The sequence below is a fragment of the uncultured Draconibacterium sp. genome (assembly GCF_913060805.1).
In the GTDB taxonomy this organism is placed as follows: Bacteria; Bacteroidota; Bacteroidia; order Bacteroidales; family Prolixibacteraceae; genus Draconibacterium.
The window spans coordinates 100,332-117,236 of sequence record NZ_CAJXTC010000010.1 but is presented as its reverse complement, the minus strand read 5'-3'; the positions used below and the strand labels follow the sequence as shown (position 1 = coordinate 117,236).

The 16,905-nt window shown below is 41.1% G+C and carries 11 protein-coding genes; 6 read left to right on the top strand and 5 right to left on the bottom strand.

Annotated elements, in window-relative coordinates:
* Positions 1-28 precede the first annotated feature (28 nt).
* The 4 genes from QZ576_RS08320 to QZ576_RS08305 form a co-directional block, all read right to left on the bottom strand.
* The gene (locus QZ576_RS08320) at positions 29-1,048 is read right to left on the bottom strand and encodes a dipeptide epimerase (protein WP_297095983.1); all 1,020 of its coding nucleotides are present in this window, start codon (positions 1,046-1,048) and stop codon (positions 29-31) included.
* Positions 1,049-1,066: 18 nt separating this feature from the next.
* Positions 1,067-2,254, bottom strand: a complete 1,188-nt coding sequence (locus QZ576_RS08315; protein ID WP_297095979.1) for a C40 family peptidase — start codon at positions 2,252-2,254, stop codon at positions 1,067-1,069.
* Positions 2,255-2,355: 101 nt separating this feature from the next.
* On the bottom strand, positions 2,356-3,789 hold the full coding sequence (locus tag QZ576_RS08310; protein WP_297095977.1) for a transglutaminase-like domain-containing protein: 1,434 nt from the start codon (positions 3,787-3,789) through the stop codon (positions 2,356-2,358).
* 14 nt (positions 3,790-3,803) lie between these two features.
* Complete coding sequence (locus QZ576_RS08305) at positions 3,804-4,529, bottom strand: FadR/GntR family transcriptional regulator (protein ID WP_297095976.1); 726 nt, start codon at positions 4,527-4,529, stop codon at positions 3,804-3,806.
* 240 nt (positions 4,530-4,769) lie between these two features.
* Here QZ576_RS08305 and QZ576_RS08300 point away from each other — a divergent pair, with 240 nt between their 5' ends.
* The 6 genes from QZ576_RS08300 to QZ576_RS08275 all read left to right on the top strand — a co-directional run bounded on the left by QZ576_RS08300 (position 4,770) and on the right by QZ576_RS08275 (position 15,134).
* The gene (locus QZ576_RS08300; protein WP_297095974.1) at positions 4,770-6,416 is read left to right on the top strand and encodes an alpha-L-fucosidase; all 1,647 of its coding nucleotides are present in this window, start codon (positions 4,770-4,772) and stop codon (positions 6,414-6,416) included.
* Between the two features lie 120 nt (positions 6,417-6,536).
* Positions 6,537-7,136, top strand: coding sequence for an RNA polymerase sigma factor (locus QZ576_RS08295; RefSeq protein WP_297095972.1), 600 nt, complete (start codon positions 6,537-6,539; stop codon positions 7,134-7,136).
* A gap of 126 nt (positions 7,137-7,262) precedes the next feature.
* Positions 7,263-8,252 (top strand): FecR family protein, encoded by a 990-nt coding sequence (locus QZ576_RS08290; protein ID WP_297095970.1) that lies wholly within the window; start codon positions 7,263-7,265, stop codon positions 8,250-8,252.
* Between the two features lie 115 nt (positions 8,253-8,367).
* Positions 8,368-11,796 carry a TonB-dependent receptor gene (locus QZ576_RS08285; protein WP_297095968.1) on the top strand — a complete coding sequence of 1,143 codons (3,429 nt, stop codon included), beginning with the start codon at positions 8,368-8,370 and terminating at the stop codon, positions 11,794-11,796.
* A gap of 29 nt (positions 11,797-11,825) precedes the next feature.
* Positions 11,826-13,688, top strand: coding sequence for a RagB/SusD family nutrient uptake outer membrane protein (locus tag QZ576_RS08280; protein ID WP_297095966.1), 1,863 nt, complete (start codon positions 11,826-11,828; stop codon positions 13,686-13,688).
* Between the two features lie 249 nt (positions 13,689-13,937).
* A complete protein-coding gene (locus tag QZ576_RS08275; RefSeq protein ID WP_297095965.1) occupies positions 13,938-15,134 on the top strand; it encodes an MFS transporter in 1,197 nt (398 codons plus the stop codon).
* Positions 15,135-15,143: 9 nt separating this feature from the next.
* Here the strand turns inward: QZ576_RS08275 and QZ576_RS08270 are convergent, their stop codons facing one another.
* Positions 15,144-16,904, bottom strand: coding sequence for a DUF6057 family protein (locus QZ576_RS08270; RefSeq protein WP_297095963.1), 1,761 nt, complete (start codon positions 16,902-16,904; stop codon positions 15,144-15,146).
* Position 16,905 lies beyond the last annotated feature (1 nt).

The window sequence follows — 16,905 nt, the reverse complement described above, 5'->3', positions numbered from 1 at the left end:
TTCGGTTCTTTTTTTTTTATGCAGATAATTAGAGGTAGCGCTTTACAACGCCAATTCCGGGAAGGTCGAACAAGGTAACTTTCCCATCAATCACCTTCACGCCATCAAAAACATCGTTGGTAATTAGCAGTGCGCCGTCAAGGTCGGCCCAATCGCAAAGTGGCGATAACTGCGAAGCTGCTGAAATAGCGCACGATGTTTCGGTCATACACCCGATCATAACCTTCATATCGAGAGCACGCGCTACATCAATCATTTTCTTTGCCTCGCGCATACCGGTGCTTTTCATCAGCTTAATATTTATTCCTGAATACACATCTTTAAATTTCGGAATATCGTGAATGCGCTGAAAAGCTTCGTCGGCAATAGTTGGCAGCGGACTGTGTGCCGTTAGCCAGGCCATATCATCCAGCTGCTCTTTAGGCATGGGCTGCTCCACAAAAACGATCCCCTTTTCATCCATCCAGTGTATCATCTCCAAAGCTTCATGTTTGTCTTTCCACCCCTGGTTTACATCCACACACAAAGGCACATCGGTAACCGATCGAATCGTTTCAATCAGCTCTTTGTCGTTATCGCGCCCCATTTTAACCTTTAGCATTTTGAACTCAGCGGCCTCTTTGGTTTTTTCAATTACCACCTCGCGCGTGTCAATACCGATAGTGTAGGTTGTGTAAGGCGTATTTTCAGGTTTTAATCCCCAGATTTTATACCAGGGCTGCCCCAGAATTTTACCGACCAAATCGTGCAATGCAATATCAATACAAGCTTTTGCTGCGCGGTTTCCCGACTCCAGCTGATCCACATATTCCAGAATTTCATCCATACGGAACGGATCTCTAAAACCCGACAAGTCCACTTTTTTCAGAAAGCGGCTAACCGTTTCGTGCGATTCGCCCAAATACGGCGGCATCGATGCTTCTCCGTATCCAATCAGTCCGTCGTGTTCCAGCTCAACCAACATTACCGGCGTGGTTGTGCGCGAGCTGGTTGCCAGCGTAAAAGTATGTTTTAACTGAAGTTCAAAAGGTTTAAAACGTAATTCCATGTCTTCTGATTCTTGATGTTATTCAGGTAAAACCTGTTTGAAAAACGCGTTGTCAACCACCCACTCAATTCCGTCGCCATCAACGTTATCGATAATACGGCGGGCACGTACAAAACCTTTTTCGTAATGTTCGGTATATTTTTCACTGTCGCGGTTCAAGCTGTTTACACGCACTTTTCCCGATGCATGAATAAACTCCTGATCGCCTAAACACAACCCAACATGTGTTACTCTTTCGCGTTGATCAGCAGTTGCTTTTCGTCCAAAAAACACGAGGTCGCCGGCTTCTAAGGTATCGTATCCGTTTTCGGTGTCAACCAGCTCTCCGTATAATGTTTGCTGCGATGCATCGCGTTGCAAAATTACTCCATGATTGTAATAAGCCGATTTTACAAAACCACTGCAATCGACCATTTTTGCCGAAGTACCTCCCCACAAATAGGGAACGCCCATAAATTTTTCGGCGGTTGCCAGCACGTCATTTGCGACAACACTTTTATTGTACCATTTATCAAGGCCCATACATTCATCCTTTTTCACAAAAGCTTCACGACCGTCGGCCAAAACTGTTTTATAAAATCCAGCTGTTTCATCCACCACACTTAATAAGTTATCTAATACCAGATCGGTTGCAATGTTTGATTTCGCATCCGCTTCAGCATAAGCAAATCCATATTGATTTTTGTAAAGTACTTTCTTAAATGTTTTCCATTCAGCCATTTCCTCATTGCTTTTCAGAGCAATTCCTGCGCCATCAACCCAGCCAAAATAACGGTCGGGCGTTTGAACTAAATACCAGCCATCCTCTTTGCGGTAAACCTTAACAGGAGTACCCATAATCGACTGCGTTAACATTTCGGCAGAATGCCTTGCGTTACTCCGGATATTACAAACCGAAATAGTAACCACTGCCCATGGATTTTCGCTAAAAGTCTCATCAGGCAACAGGTCAACAGAAAAATCACATCCGTTTTCCGATGCAAACGATTCCAACGATTCAAAGGTCGCTTTAGAAACAGTAGCTCCGGTTATTGCCGTCTTGCCATCATTTACAGAAACACTTACCTTACAGTATTCTACGCGTTTGTCTTTAATTTGCTGATCAATCAATTGATCAACTTGTTGTTCAATATCAGATGATTGTTGCTGTTGCGTACAAGATGCCATAACCAAAAAGAATAGAAAAATAATGTGAGTAAATTTCATTGCCTTACAAGATTTGTATTACATATTACAAATATAAATTTTAAAGTGATTTTTCCGGAGAATCACTCTATGAAAAATTCATCCTTAACATCTAGATACGATTAGTTTTCGGTAGCCGGCAAATATTCAAAATCGAGATGATAATCCCATGTATCGAAATACAAGTTACCACCCTCCCATTCCAGCTCTCCTCTCTGAAAATCAAAAGGTTCGCTTCGATAATACTTTTTAGGTGGAACCAGTTCACGGGCAAAATCATCGTTTACCACCAAGCGGTAACAATCCAGTCCGTTCAGGTAAAACTCTTTAATGCGCTTGTCTTCCGAATCGATTAGCTTAAACGACGGATCAACCGGCACCCAACCAACGCCTTCGTAATACACCTCGGCCCAATCGTGCAGGTTTTTGGTTTGCGGCAACAAATACCAGCCACTTTGCCATTTACACGGAATTCCGAGGCTGCGAGCCATACTCAAAAACAAAAAGGTTTGCATACCACAATCGCCGTGCATATTTTCGAGCACATAACACGGAATGCAAGGCATAACCGAATATTCGAGTGCTCCGGCCCACGGGATATTATCGTTGATCCAATAATACAGGAGCTCTACTTGTTTTACCGGATTTTTTTCGTCGCCAACAATATTTTTAGCTAATGATTTTATCTGATCGTTAAACACAATGTGTGGCAAACGCTCGGCAGTATATTTTTTATATAGCTCCGAGTTTTTATCGTATCCCTGAACATCTTCTGGTTTTATATCGAACCACTGTGCAGCAGTTTCAAAAACATAGGAGATTTGAAAAACCGTCGCCTCATCTTGCACCGCTTTTTTCTCCATATACACGGTGCGTTGCATGGTTTCGTTCGGAGCAATGATATATTCCTCCTGACTGGCTTCCAAAAATTCGACCCTAGGCAAACGTTGCGACCCGGTTCGCGGATAAGGTAACCAGCATTTTACCAGTTCGCCTGCCGGCACTGCATTGGCGTCCAGCGTAATTGTATAATCTACTTTTATGCGTTGCGGAACAAAAGGATTTCGTGGCTCAATTGGTTTTTCAAACCACTGTGGAATAACGGTCTGCTGAAAATCTTCAACACCATCGTAGGCTTTCCCATTTTTCTCTTCTTTAATCTTTCCGGCAGCTTCGTTTAAACGAAAGAAATTACTGACCGACCTTGAAAAATAACGCTTCTCACCATCGATAACACGCATCTCCAGCTGCCTGGCATTTTCCCATTGGTTCAGGTCATCGTCTGTTAAATCCGGGAAGTATTCGCTCAACTGTTCTTTTACATCAGCCCGAGTATAAGGAAACTCCTTTCGTAAACGGTGGATGGTTTCCAGCTGAATAGCTAATTGTTCGTTCTGCGGATCATCAGAAATTAGCTCATTCAACCTGATTTCAGCTTCTTTGAATTTTCCCTGAGATAAATAATTTTGATAATCGAACACTTCCTCTTTTTTATTCTGACAGGCAAAAACGAGCAATGCCAAACCAATAAAAAATACGCTTTGTAAAAATTTCATAAAACCGTTGTATCCTAAATAGAGTTGTGCAGGTATTTCTGATAGATTTCCATTGTACGGTGCAAATGTACTTTCATTAGCTCAGCTGCCTCTTCCCTTTTTTGTTTGTTTATTACATCAAATATTTTCAGATGATACTCGAGCGTAATGTCTTTTTCGCCCTCTACATTTGCGTAAATCAGGTTTCGCATGCGCGGCAAAAGCGAATAAATAGGCTCCATCGAAATCTGCACAATCGGGTTATGCGTTGCTTTGGCAATCAATAAATGAAACTTATTATCCAGGTCGGCCTCCATTTGAATATTGTCAGGATTACAGGCCTTAAAAGCCTCAATATTATCCTGAATATCGCTTAAGTCGTTTTGTGTGCGTTGTTTGGCTGCCAATCCTGCAATCTCGGGCTCGAATAACCTGCGCACTTCAATAATTTGAGCAATCAGATTATGGTCGAACTGCATATCGTAATACAAATTCAGGTTTTCAATGGCGTCGTCAATCTTTAGCCCGGTAACAGTCATTCCACTACCTTTGGTAATTTCTATGAGTCCGCGTGCACTTAACCGACGCAGTGCTTCGCGCAATGCCGTTCGGCTAACACCAAACGATTCGCACAATTCTCTTTCGGTTGGCAACCTTGATCCTACCGGTAATTTTTTCTCACGAATTGCAGCTTCAATTCTACGTTCAATTTTTTGGCTCAGCGTTAACTTGCTCCCGATTTTTCTAAAGACTTCATCCATTATCGTAAATTTTGGTCAGTGGTAAATACGTTTAAATGTACTACATATTACAAATGTAGCATTTTAATAGAAAAAATGTATTTACACAATCATTATGGTCAAATTTCTGTGCACAAAAATCGTATAGTCCTGATTTGTAAAACATTGTATTTTTCAATGAAAATATGGCCATTTATACAACTTGCACCCCAGCTATTTTTTAGTACTTTAACAGTCCTTAAAACATCAATCTTTCTCGCTATGATAAAATCATTCATAACATTTCTGCTACTAACATTCTCGGTAGCATTGTGGGCGCAAACAACTAACCAAGAGGTATTAAACATGAACAAACCCGAGCGTGTTGAATGGTTTCGTGATCTCGGTTTCGGTATGTTTATTCATTTTAGTTTCGACAGCCAGTTGGGAATTGTAATCAGCCACTCGATGGTTGGGGCATCGGAAGATTACCAGAACCGATACATTAACGAGCTTCCAAAAACGTTTAACCCTAAAGATTTTGATGCAAAAAAAATTGCAACGCTGGCCAAATTGGCCGGAATGAAATACATTGTGTTCACCACAAAACACCACTCGGGATTTTGTATGTGGGACACCGAAACCACCGACTTTAACATTACCAACACACCTTATAAAAAAGACTTGCTGGAAGAATTTGTCGAAGCCACGCGCGAAGCAGGATTAGCAGTTGGATTTTATTTCTCTCCCGAGGATTTTCATTTTTTGCATGAAAACGGGCTCGAAATCCGCCGCACAAATATTAACGACATTCCGCAACACCTTATGAATAAATATGTGGAGTTAAACGAACTTCAAACCATTGAATTAATGGCTAAATACGGCGACATCGACATTCTTTTTTACGATGGTGGCGAAGGAACTTTGCTTGAAAAATGTAAACTAGTAGCATGGGAACTTCACCCCGATGTGGTGATAACACGTGGCGCCATGGAAACACCGGAACAAACGGTGCCCGGCACCACAGTTACCGATCCGTGGGAAGCATGTTTAACTATGGGAACGCAGTGGGCTTACAAACCTGCCAACGAAACCTATAAAACGGGTGTTCAGCTAATGGACATACTGGTTGAAACTCGAGCAAAAGGAGGCAACCAACTGCTCAATATCGGGCCAAAACCAAATGGCGCTGTTGCCGAAGAACAGGAAAACCTGTTGCGCGAAATTGCCGCCTGGAACTTTGTAAACGGAGAAGCAATTGAAGCTACAAAACCATGGATTATTCCGAACGAAGAAAATATTTGGTTCACCTGGAAACCGGAAGAAAAAACACTTTATGCCATTCTAACCAAACAAGCGGAGTGGCCGCGGGGCGAACGTCGCGAGTTTATTTTAAAATCGGTTAAAAGTACCGAAAATACCAATGTTGAAGTATTGGGGCAATCGGGAAAACGTGTTGAATACATGCCCGAAATAAACGCTACCACATTTTTCAAACAGGAAGAAAATGGCATACACATTTCCTGCGTGCGTGCACAACGTTTATACAATAATCAAAAATGGAATTATCCTCTTGTTTTAAAAATTACGAATGCTGAACCGGCATTTGTTCCCCCCGTTGTAGAAACCGGCGAGGCGGAAATCATACAATCCGGCGGAACGAGTTACGTGCAATTTAACGGCAGTATTGTTGAGCAAGGCGACGAGGAAAATCTTAAAGTTTGTTTTCAGTATCGCCCGCTTCCCGAATTTACCGATGCCCTTATTTCTAATGAATGGACCGAAACAAAAAATTTGGAAATAGATGACAACTTCTTTATGTTCAGGCTTCCGGTTAAGAATAAAAAAATTACCTACCAGTACCGAACGGTTGCAAAACACCCAAACGCCAATGTTTATGGTAAATACAAAACAATTTCAATAAATTAGCAAAATCCTTTTTTATAAAAATCCTTTTTTTTTACATCTAGGTTCATTACCTTTATTTTCATTAAACTAAACTAAAGTGTATCTCTTTAAAAATTGAGCTGCACAACTTGCTGAAACTAGATGCTAAACGACCAAAAAACGAAACTGTTAATTGCTGAAGGAAATACCAGACGCTTTCAACTCCTTATGGAAGTCACCTCTGACGAATTACTTCAATACGCTTTAAGTTTTGTACGCAATCAGGAAATTGCAGAAGAACTGGTAAGCGATGTTTATGTTAAAATTTGGCATAAAAGATCCGAGCTCCCCAATATTCACAATATCAGATCATACCTTTTTATTGCAGTTAAAAATAGCTGCCTGTCGCATCTCAGGAAAATGAAAAACGAAAAAATTGTATTCATCGACGAATACAACGATTTTTTATTCCCGGCAGTGGAAAGCAAAGATGATGAGACAATAGAAAAAGAAATGCTGAATAAAATTTATGAAGCTATCGGTGAACTTCCTCCAAAATGCCGTGAAGCTTTTTCGCTGGCAAAAATAAATGGTTTTAAACACCGCGAAATTGCTGCAATAATGAGCATTTCGGAAAAAACGGTAAACAACCACCTGGTTACCGCACTGAAAAAAATAACAGAAGCACTGGGCATCGATAAGAAAAAGAAAGCAAAAAAATCGCCTTTAAAACAAGCCAGTTTATTCTCTTTCGCCTGGTAAAACCAGTTGCCGAAAAAGTTATCCTCCTCTCCCATTTTCATTAGAATTTAATATTTATTGATTTTTTTATTGTTGAATTAGGTATAGTAGATGTTACGAACGTCTTTTTAGGTAGAAAGACAAAAGATGACGAAGAAAGACGACACCTACGAGCTCATTGTTAAGAAGCTTACAGAATCCATCAGCGAAGAAGAAGATGGACTTCTCAACAATGAGCTGGAGAAACATAAATCCACTGCACGAAGCTATTCTGTACTTAATACCTTCTGGAGGAAATATTTCCCGAGAGCAAAAAAACACTCTATAATCCGGCAAACTGAAAAAAAGCTCGGATTCACATATCACCAAAGTCCGAAAACCAATAACTGGAAATGGATCGGAATTGCAGCTACTGTATTATTAATAGTATCAATGGCATTTTCAATAAACTATATTATCGAAAAAAAGCAGGCACCAACGCTAAACCAGTACAGTTGTAGAGCCAAAGAAATTAAGACGGTGACTTTAAGTGACGGCACCAAGGTGTGGTTAAACTCATCGTCGTTGTTAATTGCCAGCGAACCATTTATTGGCGACAAAAGAGAAGTAACCCTGTTTGGCGAAGCTTATTTTGAAGTGGCCCCAAATGCCGAAAAGCCTTTTATAATCGAAACCTCGAACCTGAAAACCAAAGTTTTGGGAACACATTTTAATGTTGTTGCCTACCCTACCGACGATGTTCACGAAATTTCGTTGTACGAAGGAAAGGTTCAGCTAAACCCGAATACGAATAACAATACTGCCATTTTAAATCCGGGCGATCGTGCTTATTTCAATACCAACACCGGAAAAATGAAACTGTTGCACACCGACCTGGGGAAACCGGCTCAATGGCGCGATGGAATATTGCGGTTTTACGATGAAGATCTGTTCAGCATCTCGAAAAAGCTGGAACGCCATTTTGAAACACGGATTTTTGTTGCCGACTCAGTTACCGGAAACTTTAAATATTCGGGAGAATTTGAAGAAGAATCGCTGGAACGGATACTCGAATTACTGAGCGTGGCCAAAACATTTGAATACAAAATAAATAATAACGGAATAATTATAGAATCTAAAAAATCAAGACAAGATTAGAAATGATGTGAATTAAGAACAAAAAAGAAAGTCTTCTTGTGAGTCTGATCAACTATTTACACAGGAGATTTAAATGAACTAAATTTTATTGTTTAACAAACTAAACTATTATTGTATGGAAAAATGCATTAATGCTAAGCTTTCCTGTTCATCGGGATGGCTAACAAAATTTCGACGTGTAGCAGGTGTCACTATGGCATTGTTACTGGCGATTGTTGTTAGCGTGCAGGCCAGCACTTATTCTGAATCGGTTAAGTTCGATTTAAAAATGAAAAAGGCCAGCCTGAAAGAAGTATTTCAAACCATCGCTGACCAAAGCGAGTTCAAGTTTGTTTACAACAACGACGTTGTGAACGACAATCAAAAAGTGTCGGTAACATCCGATGATGCACGTGTGGAAGAAATTTTAGATGAAATTTTACCACAACATCATCTTGCTTACCAGGTTATTGACCGACAAGTTATTGTTTACCCGGCAGCCAACGACGGACAGTCTGCTGCCAATTCAGACAACCCGCAGGAAAAATCTATTTCGGGTACTGTTGTCGACGAAGAAGGTATGCCTCTTCCGGGTGTATCGGTAATCGTAAAAGGAACAACAGTTGGTATTGTTACCAATGTTGACGGTAACTACAATTTAACCGGTATTCCTGCCGACGCCAAAGTTCTGGTATTTTCATTCGTGGGAATGAGAAGTCAGGAAGTGAACATTGGCAACAAAGCAACCATTAACATTACTCTTGAGGCTGAAGCAATTGGTCTTGAAGAAGTTATTGCCGTAGGTTACGCTTCGCAGAAAAAAGCCAACGTGGTGGGTTCTGTATCTTCAGTTAACGGAGAGCAAATTGAAGCTATTCCTGCTGCCGACGTTACCAACACACTGTCGGGTCGTATGACCGGTGTTACCGGTATTCAAACAACCGGTGAGCCGGGACAAAGTAACGCTACTATTCTCGTTCGTGGACGTACCACTTTAGGAGACCGTAACGACCACCCTGAATTAACTGCACCACTTGTAGTAATTGATGGTATTCCTGGTCGTTCGCTTGGCGATGTTGACCCGGTTGATATTGAAAGTGTATCGGTACTGAAAGATGCATCGGCTGCAATTTACGGTTCAACAGCTGCAAACGGTGTTATTCTGGTAACCACAAAAAGAGGTAAATCAGGAAAACCAAGAATGAACTACCAGTTCTATCAAGGTTTTATGACTCCAACAATCCTTCCTGAAGTAACTAACGCAGGCGATTATGCCACCATGTTAAGTGAATACCAGGATTACGAAAACAAAGAGCGTACTTATTCTGATGAAGATATCGCCTTGTTCTACAGTGGCCGCGACCCTTGGCAACACCCAAATAGTGACTGGGTTGGCGACTTGGTAGACGACTGGACAACTACCAGCAAACACAACTTCAGTATTGACGGTGGTAGTAACGGAATGTATTACTACGTTTCGTTGGGTTATAAAAACGAAGAAGCTATTTACAAACAGGAATCAACCAATTACAAGCAATATAATTTGCGTGCAAAACTGGAACTTCCTATTACCGATTGGTTAACCACATCGGTTGATTATGCCGGTTTCTTAAATAACAAAAAGTACCCTACAAAGAGTGCAAGCGATATTTACGGACAATCAACCCGTCTGCTTCCTACCCGTTGGTCATTCTGGCCAAACGGATTACCGGGACCGGATATTGAATATGGTGATAACCCTGTTGTAACATCTACTTTCGAAGGTGGTTACGACGATCAGAAAGACTACATCAACCAGGTTACATTCAAAGCAACAATTACACCTGCAATGGTTGAAGGTTTAACATTGAGCGGATATTATTCTTACGACGTATCGAACTGGTACAGAAAACAATTCCGTAAACCATGGACACTTTATACCGAAAACTGGGATAGTGCAACCTACGATTCAGAAGGTTATGTAATTGATATGGATCTAACACCTTCATTACGTGGTTATTCAGCTCCTGAATTAGCTGAAGACTATAGCCGCAATATTCGTAAGCTGGCAAACTTCAACTTTAATTATGCGCGCGACTTTGGCGACCATTCATTCTCAATTTTTGGTGCATACGAGCAAGTTGAACAAAACAGCAACTACTTTGGAGCCTTCCGTAAGTATTACATTTCAGATGTTGTACAAACAATCGACGCAGGTTCTGATACTGATAAAGACAACTGGGGATCGATGTCAATTTACGCACGTAAATCAATCATTGGTCGTGCCAACTACAGCTACGCAGGAAAATACTTAGTTGAAGCACTGTTCCGTCGCGACGGTTCGTTAAAATTCCCTCCTGACAGCCGCTGGGGTAATTTCCCTGGTTTAATGTTAGGATGGAGAGCTTCTGAAGAAAGCTTCTGGCAAAACAATCTGGCTTTCATCAATTACTTCAAACTGAGAGCTTCGTATGGTAAAATGGGTATGGACCCTGGTAGTCCTTTCCAATATATGAACAAATATGTACTGGGAACCGGTTTAACAATGGGCTCAGGAAAACAAGTTGAAACTGTTGTTCAACAATCAGGAGTAGCAAACCCAAATATTACCTGGGAAAAACAAACTACTTACAACCTTGGTTTCGAATCCCAATTTCTTGAAAACCTGATCTCGTTCGACGCTGATTTCTTCTACAGCAAACGTTCTGATATCTTAGCTTCTCGTGATGCTTCTGTTCCGGGATTCACCGGATTAGCATTACCTGATGAAAATATTGCTGAAGTTGACAACCGTGGTTTTGAGTTGGAAGCAGGTTACCACAAAAATATTACATCCGACCTTCGACTTGACGTTACCGGTCAGTTCTCGTACAACCACAACGAAGTGGTATTTATGGACGAACCTGAGAGAGCAGAGCCTTGGCAACAACGTACCGGACACCCTTATGGAGCCTGGTTAATGTACGATGCGATTGGTATTTTTGCCGATGAGGCTGCACTTGACTATCCTCACTGGGATGGAGCAAAACCTGGTGATGTTATTTTCCGCGATGTGGATGGTGACGGAACAATTACCAGCGACGACCGTATACTTATCGACCAAACAGATATGCCGGAAGTTAGTTACGGTTTGTCTATCGATTTAGACTACAAAAACTGGCACTTATCAGTACTGGCACAAGGTCAGGGTAAATATTACCGCATGAACATTGCAGATGGACGTCGTGGTGAAGCAGGTAACTATTTCCAATGGAGTTTCGACGACCGTTGGACACCTGAAAACACCAACACTGATGTGGCAAGAGCTTACAACCGCGATGACTTATATTGGTCGTTTGACAACCATATGAGTACTTACCACCTGGATAACATGGCTTACTGCCGTTTGAAAAATGCCGTTCTTACCTATACCATTCCAAATACTGTATTTGGCGATTTGGGAATCTCAAGAGCTCAGGTATATTTTGCAGGAAACAACCTGTTCCTGATTTATGCTGCTCAGAAAAATTTCGATCCTGAAATTGGAGCTCCTATGAACTATCCGGCTGTAAGAACGCTGGCTCTTGGTGTTAAAGTTACATTTTAGTAATTAATGAATATTGAAAAATGAAGAATATGAAAAATATATTAGGTTCGATACTGGTGTTGACGCTTATTTTTGCAACAACATCATGCGACGATATTCTCGACCAAAAGGCGGTTGACGCTTTTAACGAGGAATCTGTTTTTGAAGACTTAAACCTAACAAAAGCATATTTGGGCAGATGTTATGACTTTATTGGCGTTGATAACAATATGTTATTGGGTTTAAGGGAAGATCTTCTGTCCGGAGCTACCGACGAGTTATTGTGTATACACCGTCCGAGTGGTTACCCGTTCCTTAAGGGTATTATGAGCCCTGATGAATTGGGACACTTTGGAAACTGGCGTTTCAACTGGATTTCGTGGAGCTTATACAGCAACATTAAAAACGTAAACGTATTTCTTGCAAATGCGGAGAACGTGCCTACCGAAAATGCAAATGAAGAAGCCGACCTGGCAACTTATATCGCCGAAGCTTATTTTATCCGCGCTTTCGACTATGTAAACTTAATGCGCTCATACGGCGGTTTGGTATTGGTTGATCAGCCATTCGAACTGGGTGAAGATTTCTTGTCAATCAACAGGTCTTCGTTAGATGCTACACTTGATTTTATTATCGCCGACCTTGATAAAGCAATTGCCGGACTTCCAACTAAAGATAATATGGATCAGGGACGTGCTACAAAAGGTGCTGCTGCTGCTTTAAAATCGCGTATTTTAAGCTGGAGTACCGGTGAACTGATGCATGGCGCTTATTCTACTGATCCGCTGGTTTCATTCCAGTCGCACAGCAGAGAATCGTTACTGGCTCAGGCGCAAACAATCGCCAAAGAAATCATGGACGGAAACTACGGTGATTACTCACTTACAGGTGCAACCGACGATCCTCCTTCTCCATTAACCGATGCTGATGTTGATGCTTATGCAGAAAACTTCTCTAGCATTTTTACACAAAGAGGCGAATGGAATGACGAAGCTATCTGGGGTGTGCAGCACTTGCAGGCTCAGGGTAACAGAACTACCCAAAACAGATGGTGGGGACCTAACGGTTACCACAACTGGGGAAACAACGGCCCGAACGAACTTGCAGTTCGCGAATTTGAAATGGCCGATGGTAGTGATTTCGTTTGGGACAAATACACCCCGGGCGACATTGAATTACGCGAAGCAACAGCTGCCGAACTGGAAGCTGATCCGGAAATTAACCCATACGTAGGAAGAGAACCTCGCTTTTATGCAACTGTTCTTTTCGATGGAGCAAAATGGATCGATCGCCCAACTGACGGTGCAGCTTTAGACCCTGAAGGACGTGTTCAAACAGGTTATTATGTAGCAGCCGATGGATCGCAAACTGCAGGATTGGATACCCGCCAGGGACCAATCGAGGCATGGAACGGTACTAAAAACGGTTATTACATTAAAAAATACCAGGATCCGGCAACCGTTGGACAATACTTTAACAACGAAAATGCATGGATTGAAATGAGGTACGCCGAGGTTGTTCTCGATTATGCCGAAGCTTGTATTGAGTTGAACGAAGTTGAAAAAGGTATGGATGCACTGAACATGATTCGTAACCGTGCAGGATTACCTGATAAAATGACAACCAGCCAGGCAGAAGCCAGAGATTGGTATCGCCACGAACGTATGGTAGAGTTCTTTGGTGAAGGCGACCGCTGGTATATGATTCGTAAATGGATGATTGCGGAAGACGTTATCAAAACGGTTCACCCAATTAAAATCTATCATTACGAAGATGGTAGCCACGAATGGTTCTACGACACTTCATCAGATGCTGATGCAAGATCATGGAACGATGCCAACTATTGGTTACCAATTTCACGTACGGAAATAAACAAGGCTCCACAGTTGCAACAGAATCCCGGTTACAACTAGTTGTTTAGTTTAGTTAGTATATAAAAGACCGGCAACTTGAGCCGGTCTTTTTGTATCAACCTATTCATTTAGTATTTTCTACAATAAGAAAACAAATTTCATTAACTGAACTACTGTAAAATACGATCTGAATTGCCCTCATATCCCACAACTCTTAACTGAGCCTGAAGAGGTTACCGGTTCTTCATTTTAACATTATTGCTTAAACCAACGCATTGGCATTTGCCCATTGCCTAAAATCCTATTGTCATGATTAGAATAAAACTGTCTTTGATGATGCTCCTCCAATACATGATGTACGCTGTTTGGTGGGTTCCTCTGGCTGCATATTTAACCAACCTCGACGTTAGCAGTTTCGAAAAATCGATGATATTAAGTTCGATGGCTATTGGCTGCCTCGGTTCGCCGGTTATTGGCATGCTGGCCGATCGTTTTTTCCCGGGCCAAAAAGTACTGGCTTCGTTAAATTTGCTGAATGCTGTAATGTTGCTAATGGCCGGAACAACAAATCAACCCGATTTACTATTTATCTTCCTGCTAATTGCCATGTTGGGTTACATGCCCAGCTGGAGTTTAACCAGTTCAATTGCCATGGCGCACATTCCATCCGAACAATTCCCTAAAATCAGGGTGTTTGGATCGATTGGCTGGGTGGCATCGGGTATTTTCAGTGTAGTTTTCATAAGTCTTTTGGGCTTCGATTTCGATGGCACGAACATTCCCTTTTATTGCGGTGCAGCAGTAAGTATCGTTGCCGTATTTGTTAACCTTACTTTGCCGAACACTCCGCCTCCTGCCAAAGGGAAAAAAGGTTCGCTGATTGATGCTTTTGGTTTACGAACAGTTGAATTAATGCGCGATAAAAACTTTGCCATTTTTATCATCTTCTCTTTTCTGTCGCTTATTCCCTTTTCAATGTATTACTCGTTCTTTTCCGAGTTTTTGCTGAACATCAACACCAAATATATTTCGGTAACCATGAACTGGGGCGTTCTGGCAGAAATGGGATTTTTACTTCTCGTTCCCCCTGCCATTAAAAAGTTTGGCTTACGAAAAGTGATGATTTTGGGTTTGATTGCTCTTACAGTGCGCTACCTTTCGTTTTATGCCGGTGGTGTTATCAACCAAAGCTGGATGTATTATATCGGAATTCTTATTCACGGATTGATATTTGGATTCTTTTATGTTGGCGGCCAGATTTATATTGACAAAAAAGCACCTGCCGAATTACGATCGCAGGCGCAGGGTTTTATTTTCCTGGTAACATTTGGTGCCGGCCTTTTGGTTGGAAATTTTATTTGCAGCGAATTAATAGCCAATTTTAAAAGCGACGCCGGTTACAACTGGAGTGCCATTTGGGGAATCACCACACTAAGTTCTGTTGTTTTAGTGGTAGCATTTATGTTGTTATTTAAAAACAACGATGAACTCTTAAAATCGAAATAAAGTAAACCTTTAATTGAAAAAGACATAGTACCAGTAAGTATCGGCAAAATCACGCAGCGCAATTTGTGCTTTACGTTTGTTCGCCTGGTTTTGCTGATAAATCTGGTAATACCGTTGAAAACGCTGTTCAGTTTGAGGATCAATTTGCAGCTTCTTTAGCTCGGGCATCTCTCCTACCCGCAACAATTTGTAGGTCACCACAGCTTCTTCAACATTTTTGGGAATCTTTTTTAGTCCAGCGTTTTCCAAAGCCGGTAACAATTCAACAATGCCTTTCATATCTTTTTGAAGCATCAACCACGACAGTTCATACTGCAATGCAACCGAGTTTTTCGAGTCAGCATCTAAAACAGGCAGCAGGTTCAACCACGGTGTATCGCTTTTTACAAAAAAATCGAATTTGGTATCCTGCTGCTTTTTTCGTCCCAATTCTTTATCGTTCAGCACGGCTGCATCATCATTCAAAAACTTCCTGAAATAGCTTGCATCATCCTTGTAAAATAACGATCGATCAAGAATTGAGATATACTTTTCAGCAGTCTTGTAATTTCCTTTTATCAGCTCGGTTTTAATCAGCATTTTTAATGTTTCAGGTGTGTAGCCATAAATTACCGTGTATTCGTAAGCCCAACGCTGCGCTTCATTTACAACGCCAATGGCATAATAATAATAACCGCCAAATTGTAGGTACTGACCAATATTTTGCCACTTCAAAAACAGTGTGCTTCCATCGTTGCTTTGCGGGAAATTAAAAAACGAATCGCCCAATCGCCCGGTTTCGGCCAAAGCCACATTATTTAAAAACAACGTTAGTTTGTTCGTGGTGGGCTCGTTAAAATTATAACGAATCAGCTCGTCATATTTTTGCTCGTAAAACAATTTCTCAGCCTGAAAATAGTGTTTACTCTTCACATCAATATTCTGAAAGGCAGCAACAACAAGCACCACTAAAATTAGATAGGGAGAGAATCCGGCCAATTTTATCTGTCTGATTTTTATCCGCTCAATTGCCTTAATTCTAATTTTTGCAAACACAGGAATGAGAAGTAATAATAAAACGGTCAAACCAAATAATACAACCTGTCCGCCGATAACTGTTGTCAAAAATGGAAATACTAAAAGCGAATCGGTAGTATAGAAAAACAAGTACTCTTTACCGATCCAAAAGAAAACCGCAAGGCTGATCCAGCTCAATGTCAACTTCAACCAGCTTTTTTGTTGTAGGAAATAAATGCTTGACAAACCGAGCAACAGAAAACAATAACTACCAAACAGAAAATACAAAATGGGAAGTACAATTACTATCCACCACTGATATTTGAATTTGCTCTTTATCAGACTCCAAAAGAGAAGTAACTGCACTAAAATTCCAAGGTTATTTAATGCCTGATATTGGTAATTTGTTTGCAGGTAAAAAAGTAAGGCTCCAATTAAAAATGGCATGAACAAGAACTGTTCTGCGCCTAACTTTTTGCCGATTTTGGCTAACAACCAAACAATCAGCAAAACCTCCAAACTCACAATAAGCGCTCCAACCAAAGGGTAATAATAGAAGGCAATTTGTAACTGTCCCAGGTATTCCAGAACTCCGCCCGGTTGGTCGAGGTGCTGTTTCAGGAAAGAAAAAGAGACTTGAAATAAGGACGACTTTTCCTGATAAAAGAAAATATAGTCGGTAAAACTGTACAGAAAAATAGTTGCGAACAGAAACAGCAGCACTGCAGGAAGAAAGCGAAATATTATTTTGGTTTTATCTGGAACTGAAGTCATT

Excerpts from the sequence above, each read along its gene's own strand:
- QZ576_RS08310 (WP_297095977.1), bottom strand. The coding sequence starts at position 3,789 with ATGAAATTTTTACAAAGCGTATTTTTTATTGGTTTGGCATTGCTCGTT.
- QZ576_RS08270 (WP_297095963.1), bottom strand. The coding sequence starts at position 16,904 with ATGACTTCAGTTCCAGATAAAACCAAAATAATATTTCGCTTTCTTCCT.
- QZ576_RS08290 (WP_297095970.1), top strand. The coding sequence starts at position 7,263 with ATGACGAAGAAAGACGACACCTACGAGCTCATTGTTAAGAAGCTTACA.
- QZ576_RS08315 (WP_297095979.1), bottom strand. The coding sequence starts at position 2,254 with ATGAAATTTACTCACATTATTTTTCTATTCTTTTTGGTTATGGCATCT.
- QZ576_RS08285 (WP_297095968.1), top strand. The coding sequence starts at position 8,368 with ATGGAAAAATGCATTAATGCTAAGCTTTCCTGTTCATCGGGATGGCTA.
- QZ576_RS08280 (WP_297095966.1), top strand. The coding sequence starts at position 11,826 with ATGAAAAATATATTAGGTTCGATACTGGTGTTGACGCTTATTTTTGCA.
- QZ576_RS08275 (WP_297095965.1), top strand. The coding sequence starts at position 13,938 with ATGATTAGAATAAAACTGTCTTTGATGATGCTCCTCCAATACATGATG.
- QZ576_RS08295 (WP_297095972.1), top strand. The coding sequence starts at position 6,537 with ATGCTAAACGACCAAAAAACGAAACTGTTAATTGCTGAAGGAAATACC.
- QZ576_RS08320 (WP_297095983.1), bottom strand. The coding sequence starts at position 1,048 with ATGGAATTACGTTTTAAACCTTTTGAACTTCAGTTAAAACATACTTTT.
- QZ576_RS08305 (WP_297095976.1), bottom strand. The coding sequence starts at position 4,529 with ATGGATGAAGTCTTTAGAAAAATCGGGAGCAAGTTAACGCTGAGCCAA.
- QZ576_RS08300 (WP_297095974.1), top strand. The coding sequence starts at position 4,770 with ATGATAAAATCATTCATAACATTTCTGCTACTAACATTCTCGGTAGCA.